Source organism: Candidatus Phytoplasma pini (genome assembly GCF_007821455.1).
Taxonomy (GTDB): domain Bacteria; phylum Bacillota_I; class Bacilli_A; order Acholeplasmatales; family Acholeplasmataceae; genus Phytoplasma; species Phytoplasma pini.
Window position 1 is genome coordinate 28,892 of record NZ_VIAE01000003.1, and the last position, 18,523, is coordinate 47,414.

Annotated in this window: 14 protein-coding genes and 4 tRNA genes; 1 reads left to right on the forward strand and 17 read right to left on the reverse strand. The window is 22.1% G+C overall.

Annotation, left to right across the window (positions count from 1 at the left end; all coding sequences use genetic code 11):
* Positions 1 to 28: 28 nt before the first annotated feature.
* The 17 genes from rlmB to MDPP_RS02150 all read right to left on the reverse strand — a co-directional run bounded on the left by rlmB (position 29) and on the right by MDPP_RS02150 (position 15,323).
* Positions 29 to 721, reverse strand: coding sequence for a 23S rRNA (guanosine(2251)-2'-O)-methyltransferase RlmB (rlmB, locus tag MDPP_RS00940; protein WP_144658333.1), 693 nt, complete (start codon positions 719 to 721; stop codon positions 29 to 31).
* Between the two features lie 67 nt (positions 722 to 788).
* The gene (locus MDPP_RS00945) at positions 789 to 3,227 is read right to left on the reverse strand and encodes an HAD-IC family P-type ATPase (protein ID WP_246058867.1); all 2,439 of its coding nucleotides are present in this window, start codon (positions 3,225 to 3,227) and stop codon (positions 789 to 791) included.
* Positions 3,228 to 3,308: 81 nt separating this feature from the next.
* The gene (gene cysS / locus MDPP_RS00950) at positions 3,309 to 4,625 is read right to left on the reverse strand and encodes a cysteine--tRNA ligase (protein ID WP_144658334.1); all 1,317 of its coding nucleotides are present in this window, start codon (positions 4,623 to 4,625) and stop codon (positions 3,309 to 3,311) included.
* 86 nt (positions 4,626 to 4,711) lie between these two features.
* Positions 4,712 to 6,052 carry a glutamate--tRNA ligase gene (gene gltX, locus MDPP_RS00955; protein ID WP_144658344.1) on the reverse strand — a complete coding sequence of 447 codons (1,341 nt, stop codon included), beginning with the start codon at positions 6,050 to 6,052 and terminating at the stop codon, positions 4,712 to 4,714.
* 107 nt (positions 6,053 to 6,159) lie between these two features.
* Positions 6,160 to 6,552 carry a 30S ribosomal protein S9 gene (gene rpsI / locus MDPP_RS00960; RefSeq protein WP_144658335.1) on the reverse strand — a complete coding sequence of 131 codons (393 nt, stop codon included), beginning with the start codon at positions 6,550 to 6,552 and terminating at the stop codon, positions 6,160 to 6,162.
* Between the two features lie 6 nt (positions 6,553 to 6,558).
* On the reverse strand, positions 6,559 to 7,023 hold the full coding sequence (rplM, locus tag MDPP_RS00965) for a 50S ribosomal protein L13 (protein WP_144658336.1): 465 nt from the start codon (positions 7,021 to 7,023) through the stop codon (positions 6,559 to 6,561).
* A gap of 346 nt (positions 7,024 to 7,369) precedes the next feature.
* Positions 7,370 to 7,444: transfer RNA gene (locus tag MDPP_RS00970), tRNA-Gly, on the reverse strand.
* A gap of 10 nt (positions 7,445 to 7,454) precedes the next feature.
* Positions 7,455 to 7,531: transfer RNA gene (locus MDPP_RS00975), tRNA-Pro, on the reverse strand.
* A gap of 54 nt (positions 7,532 to 7,585) precedes the next feature.
* Positions 7,586 to 7,663: transfer RNA gene (locus tag MDPP_RS00980), tRNA-Arg, on the reverse strand.
* A 46-nt stretch (positions 7,664 to 7,709) separates the two neighbouring features.
* Positions 7,710 to 7,785, reverse strand: a tRNA-Glu gene (locus MDPP_RS00985).
* Positions 7,786 to 8,144: 359 nt separating this feature from the next.
* Positions 8,145 to 8,354: a 30S ribosomal protein S15 gene (locus MDPP_RS00990; protein WP_144658337.1), complete on the reverse strand. Its 210-nt coding sequence runs from the start codon at positions 8,352 to 8,354 to the stop codon at positions 8,145 to 8,147.
* 135 nt (positions 8,355 to 8,489) lie between these two features.
* Entirely contained in the window at positions 8,490 to 8,816 is a 327-nt protein-coding gene (locus MDPP_RS00995; RefSeq protein WP_144658345.1) for a cyclic-di-AMP receptor, read from the reverse strand.
* A gap of 423 nt (positions 8,817 to 9,239) precedes the next feature.
* The gene (locus MDPP_RS01000) at positions 9,240 to 9,602 is read right to left on the reverse strand and encodes a hypothetical protein (protein ID WP_144658338.1); all 363 of its coding nucleotides are present in this window, start codon (positions 9,600 to 9,602) and stop codon (positions 9,240 to 9,242) included.
* A 227-nt stretch (positions 9,603 to 9,829) separates the two neighbouring features.
* Positions 9,830 to 10,354, reverse strand: a complete 525-nt coding sequence (locus MDPP_RS01005) for a DJ-1/PfpI family protein (RefSeq protein WP_144658339.1) — start codon at positions 10,352 to 10,354, stop codon at positions 9,830 to 9,832.
* An 84-nt stretch (positions 10,355 to 10,438) separates the two neighbouring features.
* The gene (locus MDPP_RS01010; protein ID WP_186390725.1) at positions 10,439 to 11,935 is read right to left on the reverse strand and encodes a 2-hydroxycarboxylate transporter family protein; all 1,497 of its coding nucleotides are present in this window, start codon (positions 11,933 to 11,935) and stop codon (positions 10,439 to 10,441) included.
* Between the two features lie 2,342 nt (positions 11,936 to 14,277).
* Positions 14,278 to 14,895 (reverse strand): nitroreductase family protein, encoded by a 618-nt coding sequence (locus MDPP_RS01015; protein WP_144658341.1) that lies wholly within the window; start codon positions 14,893 to 14,895, stop codon positions 14,278 to 14,280.
* A 290-nt stretch (positions 14,896 to 15,185) separates the two neighbouring features.
* Entirely contained in the window at positions 15,186 to 15,323 is a 138-nt protein-coding gene (locus tag MDPP_RS02150) for a hypothetical protein (RefSeq protein WP_186390726.1), read from the reverse strand.
* Positions 15,324 to 17,396: 2,073 nt separating this feature from the next.
* Here MDPP_RS02150 and MDPP_RS01020 point away from each other — a divergent pair.
* Positions 17,397 to 18,523: Wadjet anti-phage system protein JetA family protein (locus MDPP_RS01020; RefSeq protein ID WP_144658342.1), on the forward strand; the 1,127-nt coding region annotated here is incomplete at its 3' end.

Consider the following 18,523-nt stretch of genomic DNA (forward strand, 5'->3'; position numbering starts at 1 on the left):
AAATTAATATGATAATGAATAAAAAAAATTATTGTAAAACGTACATAATTAAAGCAGCAGATACACTAACATTTAAAGAATTTATCTTACCTTTCATCGGTATCTTACATAATAAATCACAATTTTTTTTTAGCAAAGAACGTATTCCGAATCCTTCATTTCCTACAATAATAGCTACAGATTTATCTTTCGGTATTGAAACAAAATTTAAATCTGCTTTTATATCAGTTCCTATAATTGTAATTTGATTTTTTTTGAGTGTAGAAATAGCTTTGTATAAATTATCAACTAAGTAAATATTCACATATTCTAAAGCACCGCTAGCTGCTTTAGCAACTGTGCCGTTTAGTAAAACTTGATGCTTTTTACCTACTATCAAACCATCAAAATTAGTAGTTTCGATAGTTCTTAAAATAGCCCCTAAATTATGTGGATCTTGAATATTATCTAAAATCAAAAATCTCTTTAATTTGTCGTCTTTTAACCCAATTTCTAGTTTTTTATAAACATAATCTTGAACAACAGCCACAACTCCTTGATGATTGTCACTAGAAGCTTTCATATTTAAATCATGCTTACTTAAATAAAAGTAAACAATATTTTTTTTTTTCAAAAAATTCAAAAAAGACACATCAGTCATTTTATGATCAATATATAATTCATAAATAACTCTTTTTGCTATAACAGCTTCTTTAATTATATTTTTCCCATAGATAATCATAAAATTACAAATAAAATATTCCTTTTTATTAAAAAATACGAATCCTTAAATATAATCACAACATAAATCATTTCTGAAATTTTTTTAATTTTCTTTTAGAAAAAAACACAAAAATAAAATTAATTATAAATAAAAAACCAAAAATTTTTAAATGAGATTTTAAAATTAAAAATTTTAATGAAAAAACAAAACCAAAAACAATAAAAATCCAAAACATAAAAATTAACAATATTGTTTTTAATTTATTAAAAGGAATACAATTATTAATTAAAAGATTAAAAAAAACTAAAGCTGTTGTTAAAGTAGTTAATGTAGATAAATCATCATTTGTTAAATCTTTTGTAAATAATAATAAACACAAATAATTAAAACCTATTAATAAAGCATAAGGAAATGATTCGATCAAAATACTTTTTAAAAAATTTGGTTTTATTTTCTTATTATTCATTTCTAAAGCTAAAAAAAACGAAGGAATTCCTATAAAAAAATTATCAATGAGATTAAATTTTAAGGGATTTAAAGGAAAAGGTTTTATTTTCCCTAAATGAAATAAATTATACACTAAAACCAAAATAGCTAAAATAAAAGTTGAAATGGTTTTTGTTAAAAACAAAACAGAAATTTTTTTTAAATTATTTACAACTCTTTTACCTTCTGCAACTACTTGAATTAAAGAATTAAATCGAGAATCCATTAAAACCAAATTAGCTACATTTTGAGTAGATTTACTTCCAGAAGCCATTGCAATAGAAATATGTGCTTCTTTAAAAGCCAAAATGTCATTTACACCATCGCCGATCATTGCTACTTTATAATTATTTTCTTTCAATTGTTTTAAAATATATTGTTTTTGTTCTGGCGTCGATCTTCCAAAAACATCACATTTGGAAACTACATATGATATTTCTTCGTTAGTCAAATCGGTTAAATTAATTGCTTTCTGAGATTCACCTAAAATGCCTATACGTTTTCCTATAAAAGTTAAAGTTTCTGCATCATCTCCTGAAATAATTTTAATTTTGACATCATTTTTTTTAAAATCCTCAATTATTTTATAAACATCTTCTTTGATTTTATCTTCAATCATAATTAAAGCAATATTTTTATATTTAGTGTTTTCATCAATAAATTCTAATTTAGTATCTGTTTGAGCTAATAATAAAACTCGATATCCTAATTGGGATTTGTTATCCACATCATTTTTGATATCATGAAAATTTTTTTTTAAAATAAATTCTGGCGCTCCTAATAAAAAAGTTCCTAATGTTTCGAATTCAACTGCACTATATTTGTTAACGCTAGAAAAAAAACGAGTTTTTTTAATAGAATAAAATTTATTGTTATTTGATTTTGAGACAAATTTATCATAAAGTGCTTTTTGAGTAGAATTATTGTTTGGAAAAACACCAACAATTGCAGAAATAAAATTTTTAGGTAAAAATTTGAAATCTGGGTATTCTATTACTTCTTTAACTTCCATAAAGCCATCTGTAATAGTTCCTGTTTTGTCTAAGCATAAAACATCTATTTGCGCTAGCATTTCAATACCAAAAAGATCTCTTACATAAGCTTTGTTTTTAGCTAATTTAATAAAACCTACAGCTAAAGTCATACTCGTTAACAAAAATAATCCTGAAGGCATAACACATAATATAAAACAACAAAAACCTAAAATAAACTCTTTATTATCATTATCATAAACGTCAATAGTCATTAATTTTGTTTTCATAGTTAAAAATAAAAGAAAAGAAAGGGGTAATAATAATAAAATAATTGTTATAATTAAAGTTCTAAAAATAATCGTTAAAGGAGTTTTTATTTTTTGATATTTTTTAGCTTTTTGAGTTAATTTTGATATATAAACATTGGATCCTATTGCTATAACTTTAGCGTAAGCATATCCTGAAACAACATAACTGCCAGAATACAATAAATCTTTTTCTTTTTTAAAAACATTTTTAGATTCTCCAGTCAAAAGAGCTTCATTAACTTCTAATTTTCCTTCCATTAATCTCGCATCTACCACAATTTGAGAACCTAATTCTAATAATAATATATCATCAACTAAAATATCATCTACAGACAAAATATGGATTTTGCCATTTCTAATAACTTTAGAATTATTGGAAGTTAATAAAGAAATTTTATCTAAGATTTTTTTTGCTCTAATTTCTTGTACAATATTAACTGTTAAATTCAAAAAATTAATAAATAAAAAAAATAATTGTTCATAACATTTAATATAAATAATAATAAAAGCAACTATTAAAATTAATAAGTTAAAAAAAGTAAAAATATTAGTAAAAATAATATCTTTAATAGTTTTACTTTTGATATTGTTTTTATTAGATTGATTTATATTTGGATTTTGTAATTTGATTTTAACTTCTTCGGAAGTTAATCCTTTAATATTATTTAGAATAAATTCTTCTTTGGGATTTTTCTTTATCATCAATTTTCCATTAATATTATTTTTTTTCTTATTATTCAATTCTTTTTTATTCATAATCCTATATTCCATTATATAAAAATAATTATTTTACAATAAAAATAATTGAAATTCAAAAATACATTATTTTTAATCAAATTACAAAATATTTTCTTTTTTTAAAATATTTCTTAAAATATCAGCTTTTTGAAAATTTTTTTCTTTTAAGAATTTTTTCCATTTTTGATAAAGATTTATTTTTTCTATTGTAATTTCTTTTAATTTAATTTTAATCCCTAAAGTATTAAATAAATAAAGTAAAGTATTTTGTAATTTCGTTAAAAATATTAAATCATTAGATTTATTAATGATTTTGCATAATTCTTCGATTAAAGTAACAACATTAGCAGTATTAAAATCATTATCCATTAAACTACGAAATTTTTGAATATAATAATCTATAATTTCAGATTTTTTTATTTTATTAAAAACTATCTTAAAATTATTTTTATTTAAAATAAAAATTAATTTATTATATTTTTGTTCAAAAAACTTTATTAAATCATCGCTATAATCAATAGGTTGTGAATAATGATAAGATAAAAACAATAATTTAATCGAATTTACTTCATATTTTTTTAACAAATCTTTGGTAAAAATTATATTACCTGTAGATTTACTCATTTTTTGTTGTTGATAATTAACCTGTCCGATATGCATAAAAAAATTTGCTAATGGTTTTTTATCACTTGCGAAAAATTGAGCTATTTCATTTTCATGATGTGGGAATTTTAAATCACTGCCTCCTCCGTGAATATCAATAGTAGTTTTGAAAATTTTTTTTATAAGAACAACGCATTCAGTATGCCAACCAGGTCTTCCAAAAAACCAAGGACTTGGGTATTTAACTCCAATTTCGGTTCTTTTCCATAAAATAAAATCCTCGCTATTTTCTTTTTCGATATCTAATTCTTTGCGAACATTTTTTTTCAATTTATTCAAAACTTGTTTACTTAAAATACCGTAATTTTCAATTAAATGAACTCTAAAATAAATACCTGATTTAGTTGAATAAGCATATCCTTTTTTTATCAATTCATCAACATAAAGAACAATATCTTTAATATTATCAGTTACTAAAGGAAATTCATCAATCAAATCAATTTCTAATTTTTTTAATAATTTAAAAAAATAATTTGTATATTTATTTGATATATTTTTTTCTGTTGTTTTTTGAGATAAAGCAACTTGAATAATTTTATCATCTAAATCAGTAATATTCACCACTAAATAAATTTGTATACCTAAAGTTGTCAAATATCTTTTTAGCAAATCAAAAAAAATTAAATTTCTAGTATTTCCTATATGTAAGTGATCATAAACAGTAGGACCACAAACATAAATATTCATTTTTTGTTTATTTTTAATATTCAAATTTTCTTTTTTTCGTTGTAAAGAATTATAAATTTTTAGCATAAAATCCTTTATATTAAAATATTCATCTCAATTTATTAAAATATTAATTTTTTTAAATATGTTCCTAATCAAAAAAATAATTAAATTTAATTTTCTTTCATTATAGATAATGAAAATTTTATATTATCTAAAACTCTTGTTTTTCCTAATAATTCTAGATAAATAGGTAATTGAGGTCCATTTTTTTGCCCTGTACAAATTAAACGAATAAAAATAAATAAATGTTTACCTTTAATTTTGGTTTTTTCGCTAAATTGCTGAATAGATTGTTCAACATTAAAAACATCAAAAACATTTAATTTTGAAAAAATATTATATAATTCTTGAATAACATTCAAATCATTTAATTCTTTAATAAAATTAATAGTTTCTTCTTTTATTTGAAAATTATTTATAAAAAAATCATTGTATAAATTTATAATTTCTTGAAAATAAGAAATTCTATTTTGAAATAAAAGAGAAAATTTCTTTAACCATTCTTCATCTAAAAAAATATTGGATTTTTGAAAAAAAAAATTATTTTGTTGAACTAAATGGTTTAATGTCATTTTTTTAATATATTGACTGTTAATAAAATTTAATTTTTGTTCATCGAAAATAGCTGGCGATTTCACTAATCTTTTAATATCAAATGAAGCAATAATTTCATCCATTGAAAAAATAGTTTTATTACTTTGAGGAGAAAATCCTAAAAGAAACAAAAAATTTAATAAAGCTTCAGGTAAATAGCCTAAATCAATATATTTATCAATAAATTGAATAATATCAGTATCTCTTTTGCTTAATTTTTTTCTTTTTTTATTCAAAATTAAAGATATATGACCAAAAAAAGGAATTTCCCAACCAAAAGATCGATAAATCATAATCTGTTTAGGGGTATTAGTAATATGTTCTTCTCCTCGTAAAATATGAGTTATTTTCATTAAATGATCATCAATAGCTGCAGCATAATTATAAGTAGGAAATCCATTTTCTTTTACAATAACCCAATCTTCAATATCTTTACTTAAAAAAGACAAATGACCTCTAATTAAATCAGTAAATTCATATTTTTGATAAGGCGGGACTTTAAAACGAACAGAAAACTTTTTATTATCTTCTGAATATATTTTATAAGCCATTTTTTTATCTAATAAAAATTGAGTATATCGATGATAAATAGAAAGTCTTTCTGATTGTCTATAAGGAGCAACAGGACCATCACAATCAGGACCTTCAGTCCACTCGATTCCTAACCACTTTAATTGTTCTAATTGAGAAATTTCACTTCGAACCAAATTCCTTTTTAAATCAGTATCTTCAATTCTAATTATAAAATCGCCTTTATAACGACGAGCAAATAAATAATTAAACAAAGCAGTTCTTGCGTTGCCGATATGCAAAAAACCAGTTGGACTTGGAGCATAACGTACTCTTATCATATTTATCTTATCTTTTCTTATCAAAAAAACTTGCGAATAAACTATAGATATTAAATTATTATTAAAAAAAGAGTCTTTTTTTAAAAAAAGACTCTATAAAAACAAATCAAATATCAACGTTTCGAAAATTGCGGAGCACAACGAGCTTTTTTTAAACCATATTTTTTACGTTCAACACGACGAGAATCTCTTGTTAACAAACGAGCTTTTTTTAAAATAAGTCTCAAATTAGGTTCTGCTTTTAATAGAGACCTTGCTAAACCTAAACAAATAGCGCCAGCTTGAGCGCTTAAACCGCCACCATAAACATTCGCAATAACATCATATTGTTCTAATCTTTTAGTTAATTTCAAAGGTTTAATTGTTCCTAATCGTATTTCTTTAGAAATAATATAATTTTCAAATTCTCTATTATTAATTTTTAAAACACCTGTACCTGAAGTTAAAATAACTCTTGCGACAGAACTTTTACGTCTACCTGTTCCAAAATATTGTACTTTATTCATTTTTTATTATACCTCTAAAAATTTAGGTTTTTGAGATTCATGTTTGTGAAATTCATTAGGATAAACAAATAACTTTTTACGCATATGGTCTCCCAATTTTGTATGAGGTATCATGCCAAAAATAGCTTTCTCCACAACACGATTAGGAAATTTCTTAATCATATCGATAGCATTAATTTTAGATAAACCGCCTGGGTATCCTGAATGTCGATAATAAAATTTTTGTTTCCATTTTTTGCCTGTTAAATTAATATGCGCAGCATTAACTACGATAACAAAATCGCCATTATCAATATTAGGAGTAAAACTACTTTTACATTTACCTTTTAAAATAGAAGCTACTTTGGTTGCAAATCTACCCAAAGTTTTTCCTTTAACATCTATCAAATACCATTTTTGTTTAATTGATTTGTTATTCATAAACAAAGTTTTATTATTAGGATTTGTATCTTTTTTTTTCTCTTGATTCATATTAAATCTACAATCACTCTCTAAAATAATCTTTCTTAACTTAAAAAAAATTATAAATGCATAAATTTGAAGATAAATATAAATTATTTCTATTAATCTAACCATTATTAATCGTAATAATTGACTGATAATTAATATCCACAGAATATAATAATATAATTAATAGTAATTATTTTCTCTTCTCGATAAATTGTATATATTAATTTTATATTAAAGTATAAAATATAGCATAAAATAAAAACACCATAACATTACAATATTCTCTAGACATTATTATAATAGAACATACCTTGAATGTCAATTTTTTAATCATTACTTAAATAAAAAAATACTATAAAAAATTATTTGGAGCGAATGATGAGGATCGAACTCACATCTCTAGCTTGGAAGGCTAGGGTAATAACCATTATACGACATTCGCCAATAATTAATGGTCGGGAAGACAGGATTTGAACCCGCGACCTCCTGGTCCCAAACCAGGCGCTATACCAAGCTAAGCCACTTCCCGAAAGATTTTTTTACAAAAAAATATTTAATATATACCATTTAAAAATTAAAAAAATGGCACACCCAAGAGGACTCGAACCCCCAAACCTTCTGATCCGTAGTCAGATGCTCTATCCAATTAAGCTATGGGTGTTTTTATGTTTATTATTTATATATTTAAGTAAAGTATACGTTTTAGTTGGTGACCCGTATGGGATTTGAACCCATGAATACATGCGTGAAAGGCATGCGAGTTGACCGCTTCTCCAACGGGCCTTTTTATATATATCTAATAATCGTTATTATTAATCTTATTCCCGCTATTATTAGGAATTTGTAAAAAACTAAAAACAAAAAACTTAAAATATAAAATCACTATTTATATATAAATCTAATTTTTATTTTCAAAAATAATAAAATAAATAATATTTAAATTTAAGTTAAATAAAATTTAACATAGAAATTTTAACATATAAAAATAATATTTATAATAAAATTTATATTTCTTGTTATTTTCAATAAAAATATTGTTTTAAATGATTTTATTATTAAAAATATCTTAATTATTTTATTTTTTTATTATATTTGCAAAAATATAATTTCAAAAAATAAAAAAAATATAAAAAATAAAAAATTTATTTATTTTTTAAAGTATTTCTTTTTTTATTTTTATTTAAAAAACCTCGTTTAGAATGTAAATCTAAAGGATGTTTTTTTAAATGTTTATTTAATTCTTCTATTTCGCGTGATAAAATTGCAATTTGAACTCCTAAACTGCCAGTATCACCTTCTTTTTTAGCATTTTTTTTAATAATTATTTTTTTTTCTTCTTTGCTTAAAGCCATATAACGGAAACCTCTTTATCAATATTTTTTAAATTTTAAATATATTTATATTAATATAATACATAAATTTTATATATATATTATTTTTATTTTGTGTTAAATAACAAAAATAATTAAATTTTTTTAAAATTAAATTTACAATTTATAAAACTTTTCTACATCTAAAATAAAAACAGTAGCACCACTAATAGAAATTTCAGAAGATAAAGGAAAAAAAGTAGCGCCAAATTCATTCAAAACATTATTCGGAATCATTTGTGTTTTGGTTTTAGAATGTATTTTAATGATTTCTAAAACTCTTTCAATTTTTTCTTCTTTCAAACCTATAATTAGGGTAGCATTAGTTTCTTTTAAAAACCCACCTTTAGTAGATAATCTAGTATGAAAAAAAAATTCCTTATTTAAATGATTTTGTATTTGAGTAGCATATTCGCTAGGGAAAATAACTATAATTAATTTCATTCCATGTTCCATAACAATATTATATAATATTTCATTTTATTTTTTAGTTTTTAAAAAAATAATAAAAATTTAAAAATTTTTTTAAAAAAAGATAAACTTGTAATTAAATCTAAAATAATCCACTAAAAATTAAATATAAAATAAAACAAATTTTTAAAAAAATTCCAAATTTTAACATAAGATGAAAAAAAGAATCATGATGTTTTAAGTCAAAAAACGAAAAATAATTTTTTTCGATTTAAAATATTTAATATTTTATTTTTTTATAGTATTTTATAAATATTTTAAGAAAATATTGTTTTTTTAAATTCATTTCAAAAAAACAAACATCATAAATTGAAAAAAATTTATAAAATAAAATTTTGTGCTAAAATTAAGATTTTTTATTTACTATCATAATTAAATTTAAGATAAATTTGTATTTTAATCTATAATTTTTATTAATGGTTTTAAATTGAAAGTTACTTTTTTTAAGTCATTTGAAATAATTTTTTGAATTTCGGATATTTTTTGTTTTAATTCAATGTTATCGTGTTCTAATTTTATAATTTCTCTTGAGTTGTCAAAATTTAATTTATTTTTTGTTTTATTTCTCAAATAGTGAATTTTTTCCTCTAATTGTTTTTTCTTTGTTAAAAGATTAAATAAATCTACAATTGTATTAGTTGATTTTTTATCAATATAAAAATTTTGTTTTTTCATTGCTATAACATTTTTATCATAAATAATAAACCATAATACCAAAAAAATATTGAATAATACAAATTTGATTTTTAATTTCAACATTAATAAATAACTCCTATTTTGTTTCTATAATGATATGATTTTCTTAGATTTTTTTGAAAAAATGTAATTTTTTTTCTTCATTAATTTTAACTTTATTATTTTTATAAATTGTTTTTAATTTTTTTGATTCCTTTTATATTTAATATCGAATTGTTGATTCAATTTGTGAAAAAATTTTAATTAATATAAAACAATAATTTAAAAAAATCATTTTTTATCCGAATTAATTATTTAGAATATTTACTTAATTTATTTAATATATGAAAAACAAAATCAAAAACAGTTAACGGAGAACGCGAAGTAATAAACAAATCACTAGTAACTGTTTTTTTTTCAGGACAATAATTACCTTCTATATAATTTTCATAACCAGGATAACAAACGAAAGAATGTTTTTTTAACAAATTAAGTTTTCCTAAAAAAGAAGGAGCAGCACAAATAGCACCTACAATTTTCTTTTTATCTGAAAAATATTGAATAATATTTAAAATCTTTTTTAAATCAAGGTCAGATTTTTCTAGCATTTGTTTTACATAAGGACCACCAGGAATAATTAAGAAATCATATTCATCTAAATTCATTTTATCGATCAAAAAATCTGCTTTTAACTCAAGTCTTGATGATGAAAAAACTTTTAAAGAAAAATTAGGTGTAAATGTGATAACATCAAAACCGAATTTTTTTAACATAGCCCTTGTCACAATAGCTTCACAATCTTCAAAACCATTATATAAAAATAATAAACCTTTCATAAAACAAATCCTTTCATTGCTAATAAATAATAAATATTCATTTTTAAAAAAAATATAAAAAATAATGGACTATAATTTAGTAGATTAATATAATAAAGGATATATGATAGCTGTTAAGATAACTACTATATCTCCGCCTAAACGTGTTGAAATTTGAGCATAAGGCGTTAATATGCTAGAATCAGAAGCTTCTAAAATAGCAGTATTACCAGCTCCGCCGATACTATTAGCACAAAGACCAGCAGCAATAGAAGCTTGTACAGGGTAATAATTAAGTTTATTTCCTATAATAGCAGATGATAAAGCCGTCGTTAAAACACATGAAATACAAATAATTAGATAACGAAAATCAGAAACTTTATTTATTATTATATTAATGTCTATACCCATACTGAGTAAAACTAAAACAGCAGATAAAAAATTAGTTGTTATCAATTCAGAAGTTTGTTTAATACAACTAATATAATAACTATTGACCAAATCAAAAATTTTGACTAATATGACTATTAAGACTAATATAATAATAATAGGAGGTATAAATTTAGTTACTACTTCGGAAAACATCATTATTAAGATTTGTTCTAAAAAAAATTTAATCAAAACGCTAATTGTGTAAAGAAAAAAAATAATTATAAAACCAACTTTGATTTTATCAAAACTAATATCTTCGACTAATTTTATATTTTGTTCTTTGTTGATAACTTGATTATCTTTTTCTAATTGACCATTAGGGCTATTATATTTACTTTTCCTAAAAATATTTTTTATTAAACCAGCACAAATAACACTAAAAATTCCTCCAATTAATAAAGCAGGCATAAGTTCACCTTTTACCAATTCAGCTATGTTGCCACCAACATCTTTATTGACTGCTCTAGAGAAAACTTCTGTAATAGGTATAATACCGCAAGTAGCACCTCCACAAGAAATAGGAATAAAAATATAAAAAATAGCATCAATAAAATAACTTTGATATATATTAGGATTATCGATTAAACCCAATTTAGGTTTCAAAAAAGAACCCAAAACCCCTACTCCGATAGCAGAAATCATTAAAGAAACTAATACCAAAGGCAAAAATTTTTTAAAAGTTTTTTTTAAAACATTTTTTTTAATGCCTAAAAGACTACCTGAAACTAAAGCCACCACAAAAAAATCTATAAAACCAATATTTTGACTCGAACTTAAAAAATTCAATTTTTCAGAAACAGATTTTTGAAATGGTTCAATGCTTGTATTCGAAAATTTATATGTAAATATAAACGAAGGAATAATCAAACATAAAATAGCTGAACCACCTATTTTGTTTAAAATAGGAGTTTTATTTCCTATAAATTGAAGTACTCCTGATAAAGCCATTACAAATAATAAACTCGATATTAAAGAATGCCAAACAATTTTGTTTTTACCAAGATCAGAACAAGCCAAAAACAAATTCATAAAAGATACAAAAAGAACTCCTATAAGTACAAATATAGGAATACTAAAAATTTCTTTTTTTTTGTTTATTGGTTTTTCTTTAATATTTAAAATAATACTGTTTTTATCAGTATTTGATTTTTTTTGAAAATTCTTCTTCATTTGAATAAGTATTGAACCTTCCTTATTTGTTTGATTCATTCAATAAACAAAAAAACATCCACATTAATACATTAATGAAATAATGAAACAATTAATAAAACATTTTTTTGAAAAAAAATAATTTTTTATACAAAAAAAGTAAAAAAATAATAATAAAAATATGTAATGAAAATTAAAATTTATTTCTAAAAATTAAATAAAAACAAAGTATTGTGGTGATTATTAATCAAAATAATTATTTTTCATAAAAAAATTTTATATATTATTGTTTAATGATAAGACATCACATGACTATTTTATCATTATTATTCATTTTTGTCTTAAATAATTTATTTCAAAATTAAAATATTTTCTTTAAACATAATTAATTTTTTTGTTTTTTTGAACAAAACAATAAGAATGGTTCTATTATATTCCAAGACAGAATAGTTAATAAACCCGAAAGAATTTAAAAGTTATTAATTTTTAAATTCTTTCGGGTTTATCATCTGTTCTATCTTGAAAAGGGTCTTAATAAATTAACAAAATCATTCTTATAAATTAACAGCGATATTTAATAACATAATCATAAATCAAAACTATTAAAATCAAAAAATTATGTAAAGATGCGCTGTTCCAAAAGTTTAGACACTTTTTATTTTTTAAAAACTCTTTAAGACTAACGATGGTTGTGCTCCAGTAAAATAGGAACCAGTAGAAAAACAAAAAATGGTTGCGAAACATCAAAATGGAACCGTTTTTTTTCTTTTAATAATTTTTAATGTTTTTAATCCGTTTGTTGTGGATAGTTTTTTTGTTTGGTTGTTTTTTTAAAGGATATTCTAAATTAAACCACTTTCCTTTTGAAATTTTAGGTTTTTTCGAGAATTTAGTTTTTGGGTTTTGTTTTTGTTTCATGGTTTTTTCATTCTTTCATCCTTTAAACTGAAATTTTGGTATAAAAAAAGACCTTCAATTTGAAGGTCGATAAAAAAAAGACTCTAAAAAAATAGAGTCTTTTAAAATTTTGTTAGTAAATCATGTTATTATTTTTAGTAAGCACCTTTTTTTTGTAAGGTGTCGTTCTGACTCCTTTCGGTGCAAACTATTTAGAAAGGAGTAAAAAAACTATGCTTCTTAATTTTGCTTTTACTTTAAAAATAAAAATAGAGCCTCTGAACAGGTTCTATTTTTTTTGACATTCAAGAATTTGGAGATACAATTTATTAGGAAATTATGTTATTATTTTAATTAAGCACCTTTTTGTAAGGTGTTACTTTATCCCTTCGAAAAGGTGTTAATACCTAAGAAAGGAGATAAAACAATGAATTCGCAGAAAAAAATAAAAATAGTGGTACCGAAAAGTGCCATTATAACAAAAAATACCGTTATTATCGAATTAGAGTCTCCACCCCGAGGCTCTATTTTTTTTACCTACCTAAAAAATAGTAACACAATGAATTCGCACAATCCTATTTGATTAGTATTTTTTTTATATATAGAATCATTTTTATTATAACAAAAAAATAAATGAAAGCAATGTTTTTTAAAAAAATTTCTATTTGATGAAATGAAAAAGTAATTGGTTAGAGTTATGTAAAGCCTCTAATTATTTAGAGTCTTTTAAAATTTTATTAGTAAATTATGTTATTATTTTAAATACGCACCTTTTGTGAGGTGTCGTTTTGACTTCCTTTTAAAAGGTGCAATCAACTTAAAAAAAGGAGGTGTCGCCATGAGTCTACAAATAAAAAATAACGGTAACAAAAAATACCGTTATTATTGAAATAGTTCCTCCCGACGAGGATCTATTTTTTTTTTATCAACTTAAAAATTTTGTAAAATTTAGTGTTGCCATGTTTACCACATAACCCTATCCAACTCATCAACAATGTTATTAATGTTAATAACATGAGAAAGAAACCCACCAACATATATTGACCAAAACTATTAAATAGGATTACTTACATTATAACAAAAAAATAAACGAAAGCAATGTTTTTTTAAAAATTCTTCTATTTGGTGAAATGAAAAAGTAATTGGTTAGAGTTATGTAAAACCACTAATTATTTAGAGTCTTTTAAAAAAAATATTAGTAAAATATGTTGTTGTTTTGAATAAGCACCTTTTGTGAGGTGTCTGCACTGTTCCGTTGTCTAAGAAAACGGAACAGTGCATAATTTTTTGAAATTTTATTATTTTAATCAATATAAGGATATTTAATTCAATTAATAATATGATTTATATTTTTCTTTTTTTACAAAAAATCAATATAAATTAAATAAATCTCAATTTACTAAAAATGAAAAATTATTAACATCAAAATAAATATATACAATATAAATTAAAATTATTTTATAGTCTCAAAGAAAATTAAAAAAATGATTTATATCTAATTTTAAAATATTTTTTTTTTGTTTTTTTGTTTCTAAATTTTTATTTTCTTTTCCTAAAGAAAATAAAATAATAGGTAGATATCTTTCTGGAATATTTAAGATATTATTTAATTGATTGTAATAGCAACCACCTATAAAACAACCATTATAACCTAAACTTTGAGCTTCAATCATAAAATGAGTAGCAACGATTCCTGCTTCTAAATAAAGCTCATTTTTTAAATTCAAAATATTCATATCATCATAATGTTGATTAATTTTTTTTAATAATTGATCTTTTGTTTCTTGGTTAAATTCTTGATTTAAAAATTTTTGTTGATAAATATAATTAGCTAATTTTTTTTTATCTTGATCTCCTAAAATCAAAACAATAGCAGAACTATTTTCTAATTGTTGAATATTATTTTCGCTTATGAAAGCTTTTTTTAATTTATTTTTATAATTTTTATTTTCAATAATGAAAAATTTCCAGGGTTTTAATCCAAAAGAAGAGGGTGTATAAGGGATGTTATGAAAAATTTGATCCCAAATTATTCTAGGTATTTTATGATTTTTTTCAAAAGATCTTACTGTTTTGATGCGCATTTATTTTAATTCCTTGATAATTATCTTTAAAATTATAATATTTAAATAAATATTGAAAAAATAAATCTTTTATATTAAAATCATGAAAAATCTTAATAAAAAGTATTTTTTTATCTAAAATTCTTTTTTGTACACAAAATCGTGATAAATGTGTGGATTTTTTCGATTTCTTTATATTAATAACCTCTCGCATCACCTCGTAAGTAAGTTCCTGAGCAAGATGCGATTTTAATATTTTTAATTTTGTTCAATTATTAGTTTAATATTAACACAAATTCAAATTTTGCAATTTAGTTAGCAGATAATTTTATCTCTGTGCCTTTCTCTTTTTGAAAAACCAGTACTAATGTATTATCTATTCCAAGATAGTTTTGCTTTAAAGACTGATACGGTTCTACTTTTTCCTTATGTTGTGGCACATTATCCAACAACGTTTCATATTTTAAAAATATCTAATACTTAAAATGATATTGTTTTTTTTAAAATAACCTGAAACAAGAAAGATATAGAATTAAAAACAAAATGAATAATAAAAAAATCTTAAAGTCAGAATTTTATCCCAAAGAATTTTTGAATCTTCAAATCTCTTTCTATCTTTATAAATCAAAACTTTTTTCAAAAAACAACTAATAATAAAATACCGAAAATAACAAATTATCAAAAAAATAAAGAAAAAACATCAATTATTATTTTTTGAATAAATAATTTTAATATAATTTTTTCTAATTGAAACATTTTATTACTATTCCGAACAAAAAAACATATACAAAAAATTCAAATTCTGAAAAAACTTAAATTAAACATAACCATCAATAATATCAAACCCATTTTCAATCACGTCAATTTCAAAAAAATCCAATAAAAATTCACGAATATCAGGACAAATCATATTTAATCTCCCATTTTTTCAAAAATGCTAAAAATTCAATAATAAAAGATATTTTTTTCTTGTTCGTAAACTTTCATCTTAACAAAATAACTTTCTAAAGAATGATTTATTAAAAGCAATAGTGATAAATTAGATGCATTTATTGGCAAAATTTGTATCTTTACTTTTATTACAAACTAAGCTCATTCCAAATCTTATAAGCAAGTTTCCAAACATACGGCTTTCAGTAACGTTCTTTTTTCCATAAACCTAAAAACCTTATCGCTAAAGTTTATGCGGTTTTGTAGATTGTCCTTGCAAAATAAAACTAGCCTCTTTTATAACATAATTATGTCATTTTATGAGATTAGATTCTTTCCTAATGTAGACTTGAGCATGCTTTGTAATATTTCGTTGCATTGGACCATATTTTACCAGCCTCTCATTCGTAGGTCATCATTAGAAAATCCCAACATTTGGTTAGTTATCTTTGTCTTGTAAGAGTCGTTACCCCTTGTTACGAGTAGGTTTATTGTTTCAAATATTTCAATTTGAGTTTTCGGCTACCGACTAATCCATAGCCTCTTTATCCTTGAATAAACGAAGCTTTTTATCTCTTCGTGTTCGACAGCCCATGACTAGGTTGGGGATTTTGAGAAATATCCAAGTTACTTCCAAATATCATCTTTACCCTTAGGAGAGCTGTTGTTTTTGAAAGATGAAACTGAAGAAGGGACAATCTTCTTTATTCTAGGTGAATTCTACGTTATTTATATTTCAATTAAGCAACATATGATTATCCAACTATCATTATTGGTTTGTGGATTACACGATTTATGTAAACTGTGTATAGGTTAGTTATTACATCTCTATTATGCGCTACTTAGCCCATCTTAGGGTTTTCCATAGGTAAAATGTTAGCTTGCGTAGTCCATCTCAGCTAGTTTCTTTGCATTAAATCGCTTTTTGGTTCTTCTGTAATCCGTTGTTCTTTGGTTCAATGAACCCGATACTAATGTTGTAATGTTTTAATCACTTTTGTAGTTCATCAGACTAACTAGATATTCTAACATCTTTTGGCACCCTCTTTTATACTATAATGTATAATTAACAACTAATCTTTTTATTATTTTGACTATAATTAGTTAAACCAATAGATAAATATTTAATAGCAATAACTAAATCAACTAATTTTTTTAAAATAACTGAACAATTAAAAACATTTTCGATTAAATCATCAATATATTTTATAATAACTTAAATAGTAAAATCTCTAAATTTAATGAAGCAAATTATGAAACTATAAAAGATAATTTAGTATAATTGTCATTAAATTATAGTAAATAAGAAAAATAAAAATTTTATTATCTTTGAAAAATTTAATTTATTTTCAATTAATGAAAGAAATTTATTTAAAAAATAAAAAATTTATATTTTTTTGAGAAAAAAACAAAATAATTCTTAATCAATTATAAATTAATTTAAATAACATATAAAATATATAGTATATTATATTGAATTTTGAGAATCTAATCTAATTTTAGCAAATTTTATTTATCTAAAGATAAAAATTTTTTTAGAATAATATATTAAAATAAAAAAAGTAAAATATCAAATAAAAAGAAAGGTATTTATGTCTCGTTTATTCAAAGTTATTCCTCCTTATTTTTTTCATTTATTAACTTCTTCGAATAAGGATATTTATGTTGACTGTCTTTTGATTTTAGAAAATTTAATTAATGAAGAAAATAATTTAAATATTGACAAAAAAATAGCTTTAAATTATTTAGAAAAATATTTTTATCAAATTTCAGAAAAAATTTTATTAAAAAAAGAAGATGAAGAAACATTATTGGAAAACCCAAAACAAAAAGCAACAAAAATTATTTCAATATTTAAAAAAAATGGTTGGTTGTGTGAAGAAAGAGTTGATTACCATACAATTAATTTAAATTTGTTTGATTACAGCCTTGAAATGATTCATTTTATAAAAAAAATTTTAAATCAAATTAAACCAGAATCAGTTGGTAATATTTATAGTATTTATTCTCTTTTAAAAACTTTTTTAAATGAAAAAAATTATGCTACTTTTCAAGAAATACATTCGAAAAGTGAAGGTTTGGTTATGAAATTAAAAATTTTGAAAGCAAATGTTTATCGTTTTTATGACCATTTATTAAATATGCAATATCATGATAATGTACAACAAGTTTTAGAACAATTATTATTAGATTATAAAAAAAATTTTTTTGATTCTTCTTATTATTTATTAAAAACCACTGATAATTTTTTTAAATATCGTAGGAAAATTAATTCTTTTTTAATAGAAATTAAAAAAAATAATTTATATTTCCAATTTTTATCCGAAAAACAACAAAAAATAGATAATATTTCTGATAAAGAAGCTAAAAAAAAAATATTTTTTTTAATCGAAACAATTCAAAAGAACTTAAGTTTAACGGATCAATTAATTGAAATTATTGATATTAAAAACGAAGAATATTTAAAAATTGCTTGTGAAAGAATTTTATTTTTTGATAATCAAAAACAAAATACTAAAAATTTATTAAATCTTTTGATTAAAGAAATTTTAAATGATAATCATGAATATCATCGTTTTTTTAATTTTGTTGAAATTAAAAATTTAGATGAGTTTTCTTTTTATAAACCTAGAAGGATAAAACAAAAAATTTTAATTAATGATTTAGAAATTATTCCTGAAACTACAAAACAATTTTTTCAAAAGAAAAAATTATCTTT

Coding starts and splice junctions, on each gene's coding strand:
- rlmB (WP_144658333.1), bottom strand. CDS start 721: ATGATTATCTATGGGAAAAATATAATTAAAGAAGCTGTTATAGCAAAA.
- MDPP_RS00945 (WP_246058867.1), bottom strand. CDS start 3,227: ATGAATAAAAAAGAATTGAATAATAAGAAAAAAAATAATATTAATGGA.
- cysS (WP_144658334.1), bottom strand. CDS start 4,625: ATGCTAAAAATTTATAATTCTTTACAACGAAAAAAAGAAAATTTGAAT.
- rpsI (WP_144658335.1), bottom strand. CDS start 6,552: ATGAATAAAGTACAATATTTTGGAACAGGTAGACGTAAAAGTTCTGTC.
- rplM (WP_144658336.1), bottom strand. CDS start 7,023: ATGAATCAAGAGAAAAAAAAAGATACAAATCCTAATAATAAAACTTTG.
- MDPP_RS00990 (WP_144658337.1), bottom strand. CDS start 8,354: ATGGCTTTAAGCAAAGAAGAAAAAAAAATAATTATTAAAAAAAATGCT.
- MDPP_RS00995 (WP_144658345.1), bottom strand. CDS start 8,816: ATGAAATTAATTATAGTTATTTTCCCTAGCGAATATGCTACTCAAATA.
- MDPP_RS01000 (WP_144658338.1), bottom strand. CDS start 9,602: ATGTTGAAATTAAAAATCAAATTTGTATTATTCAATATTTTTTTGGTA.
- MDPP_RS01005 (WP_144658339.1), bottom strand. CDS start 10,354: ATGAAAGGTTTATTATTTTTATATAATGGTTTTGAAGATTGTGAAGCT.
- MDPP_RS01010 (WP_186390725.1), bottom strand. CDS start 11,935: ATGAAGAAGAATTTTCAAAAAAAATCAAATACTGATAAAAACAGTATT.
- MDPP_RS01015 (WP_144658341.1), bottom strand. CDS start 14,895: ATGCGCATCAAAACAGTAAGATCTTTTGAAAAAAATCATAAAATACCT.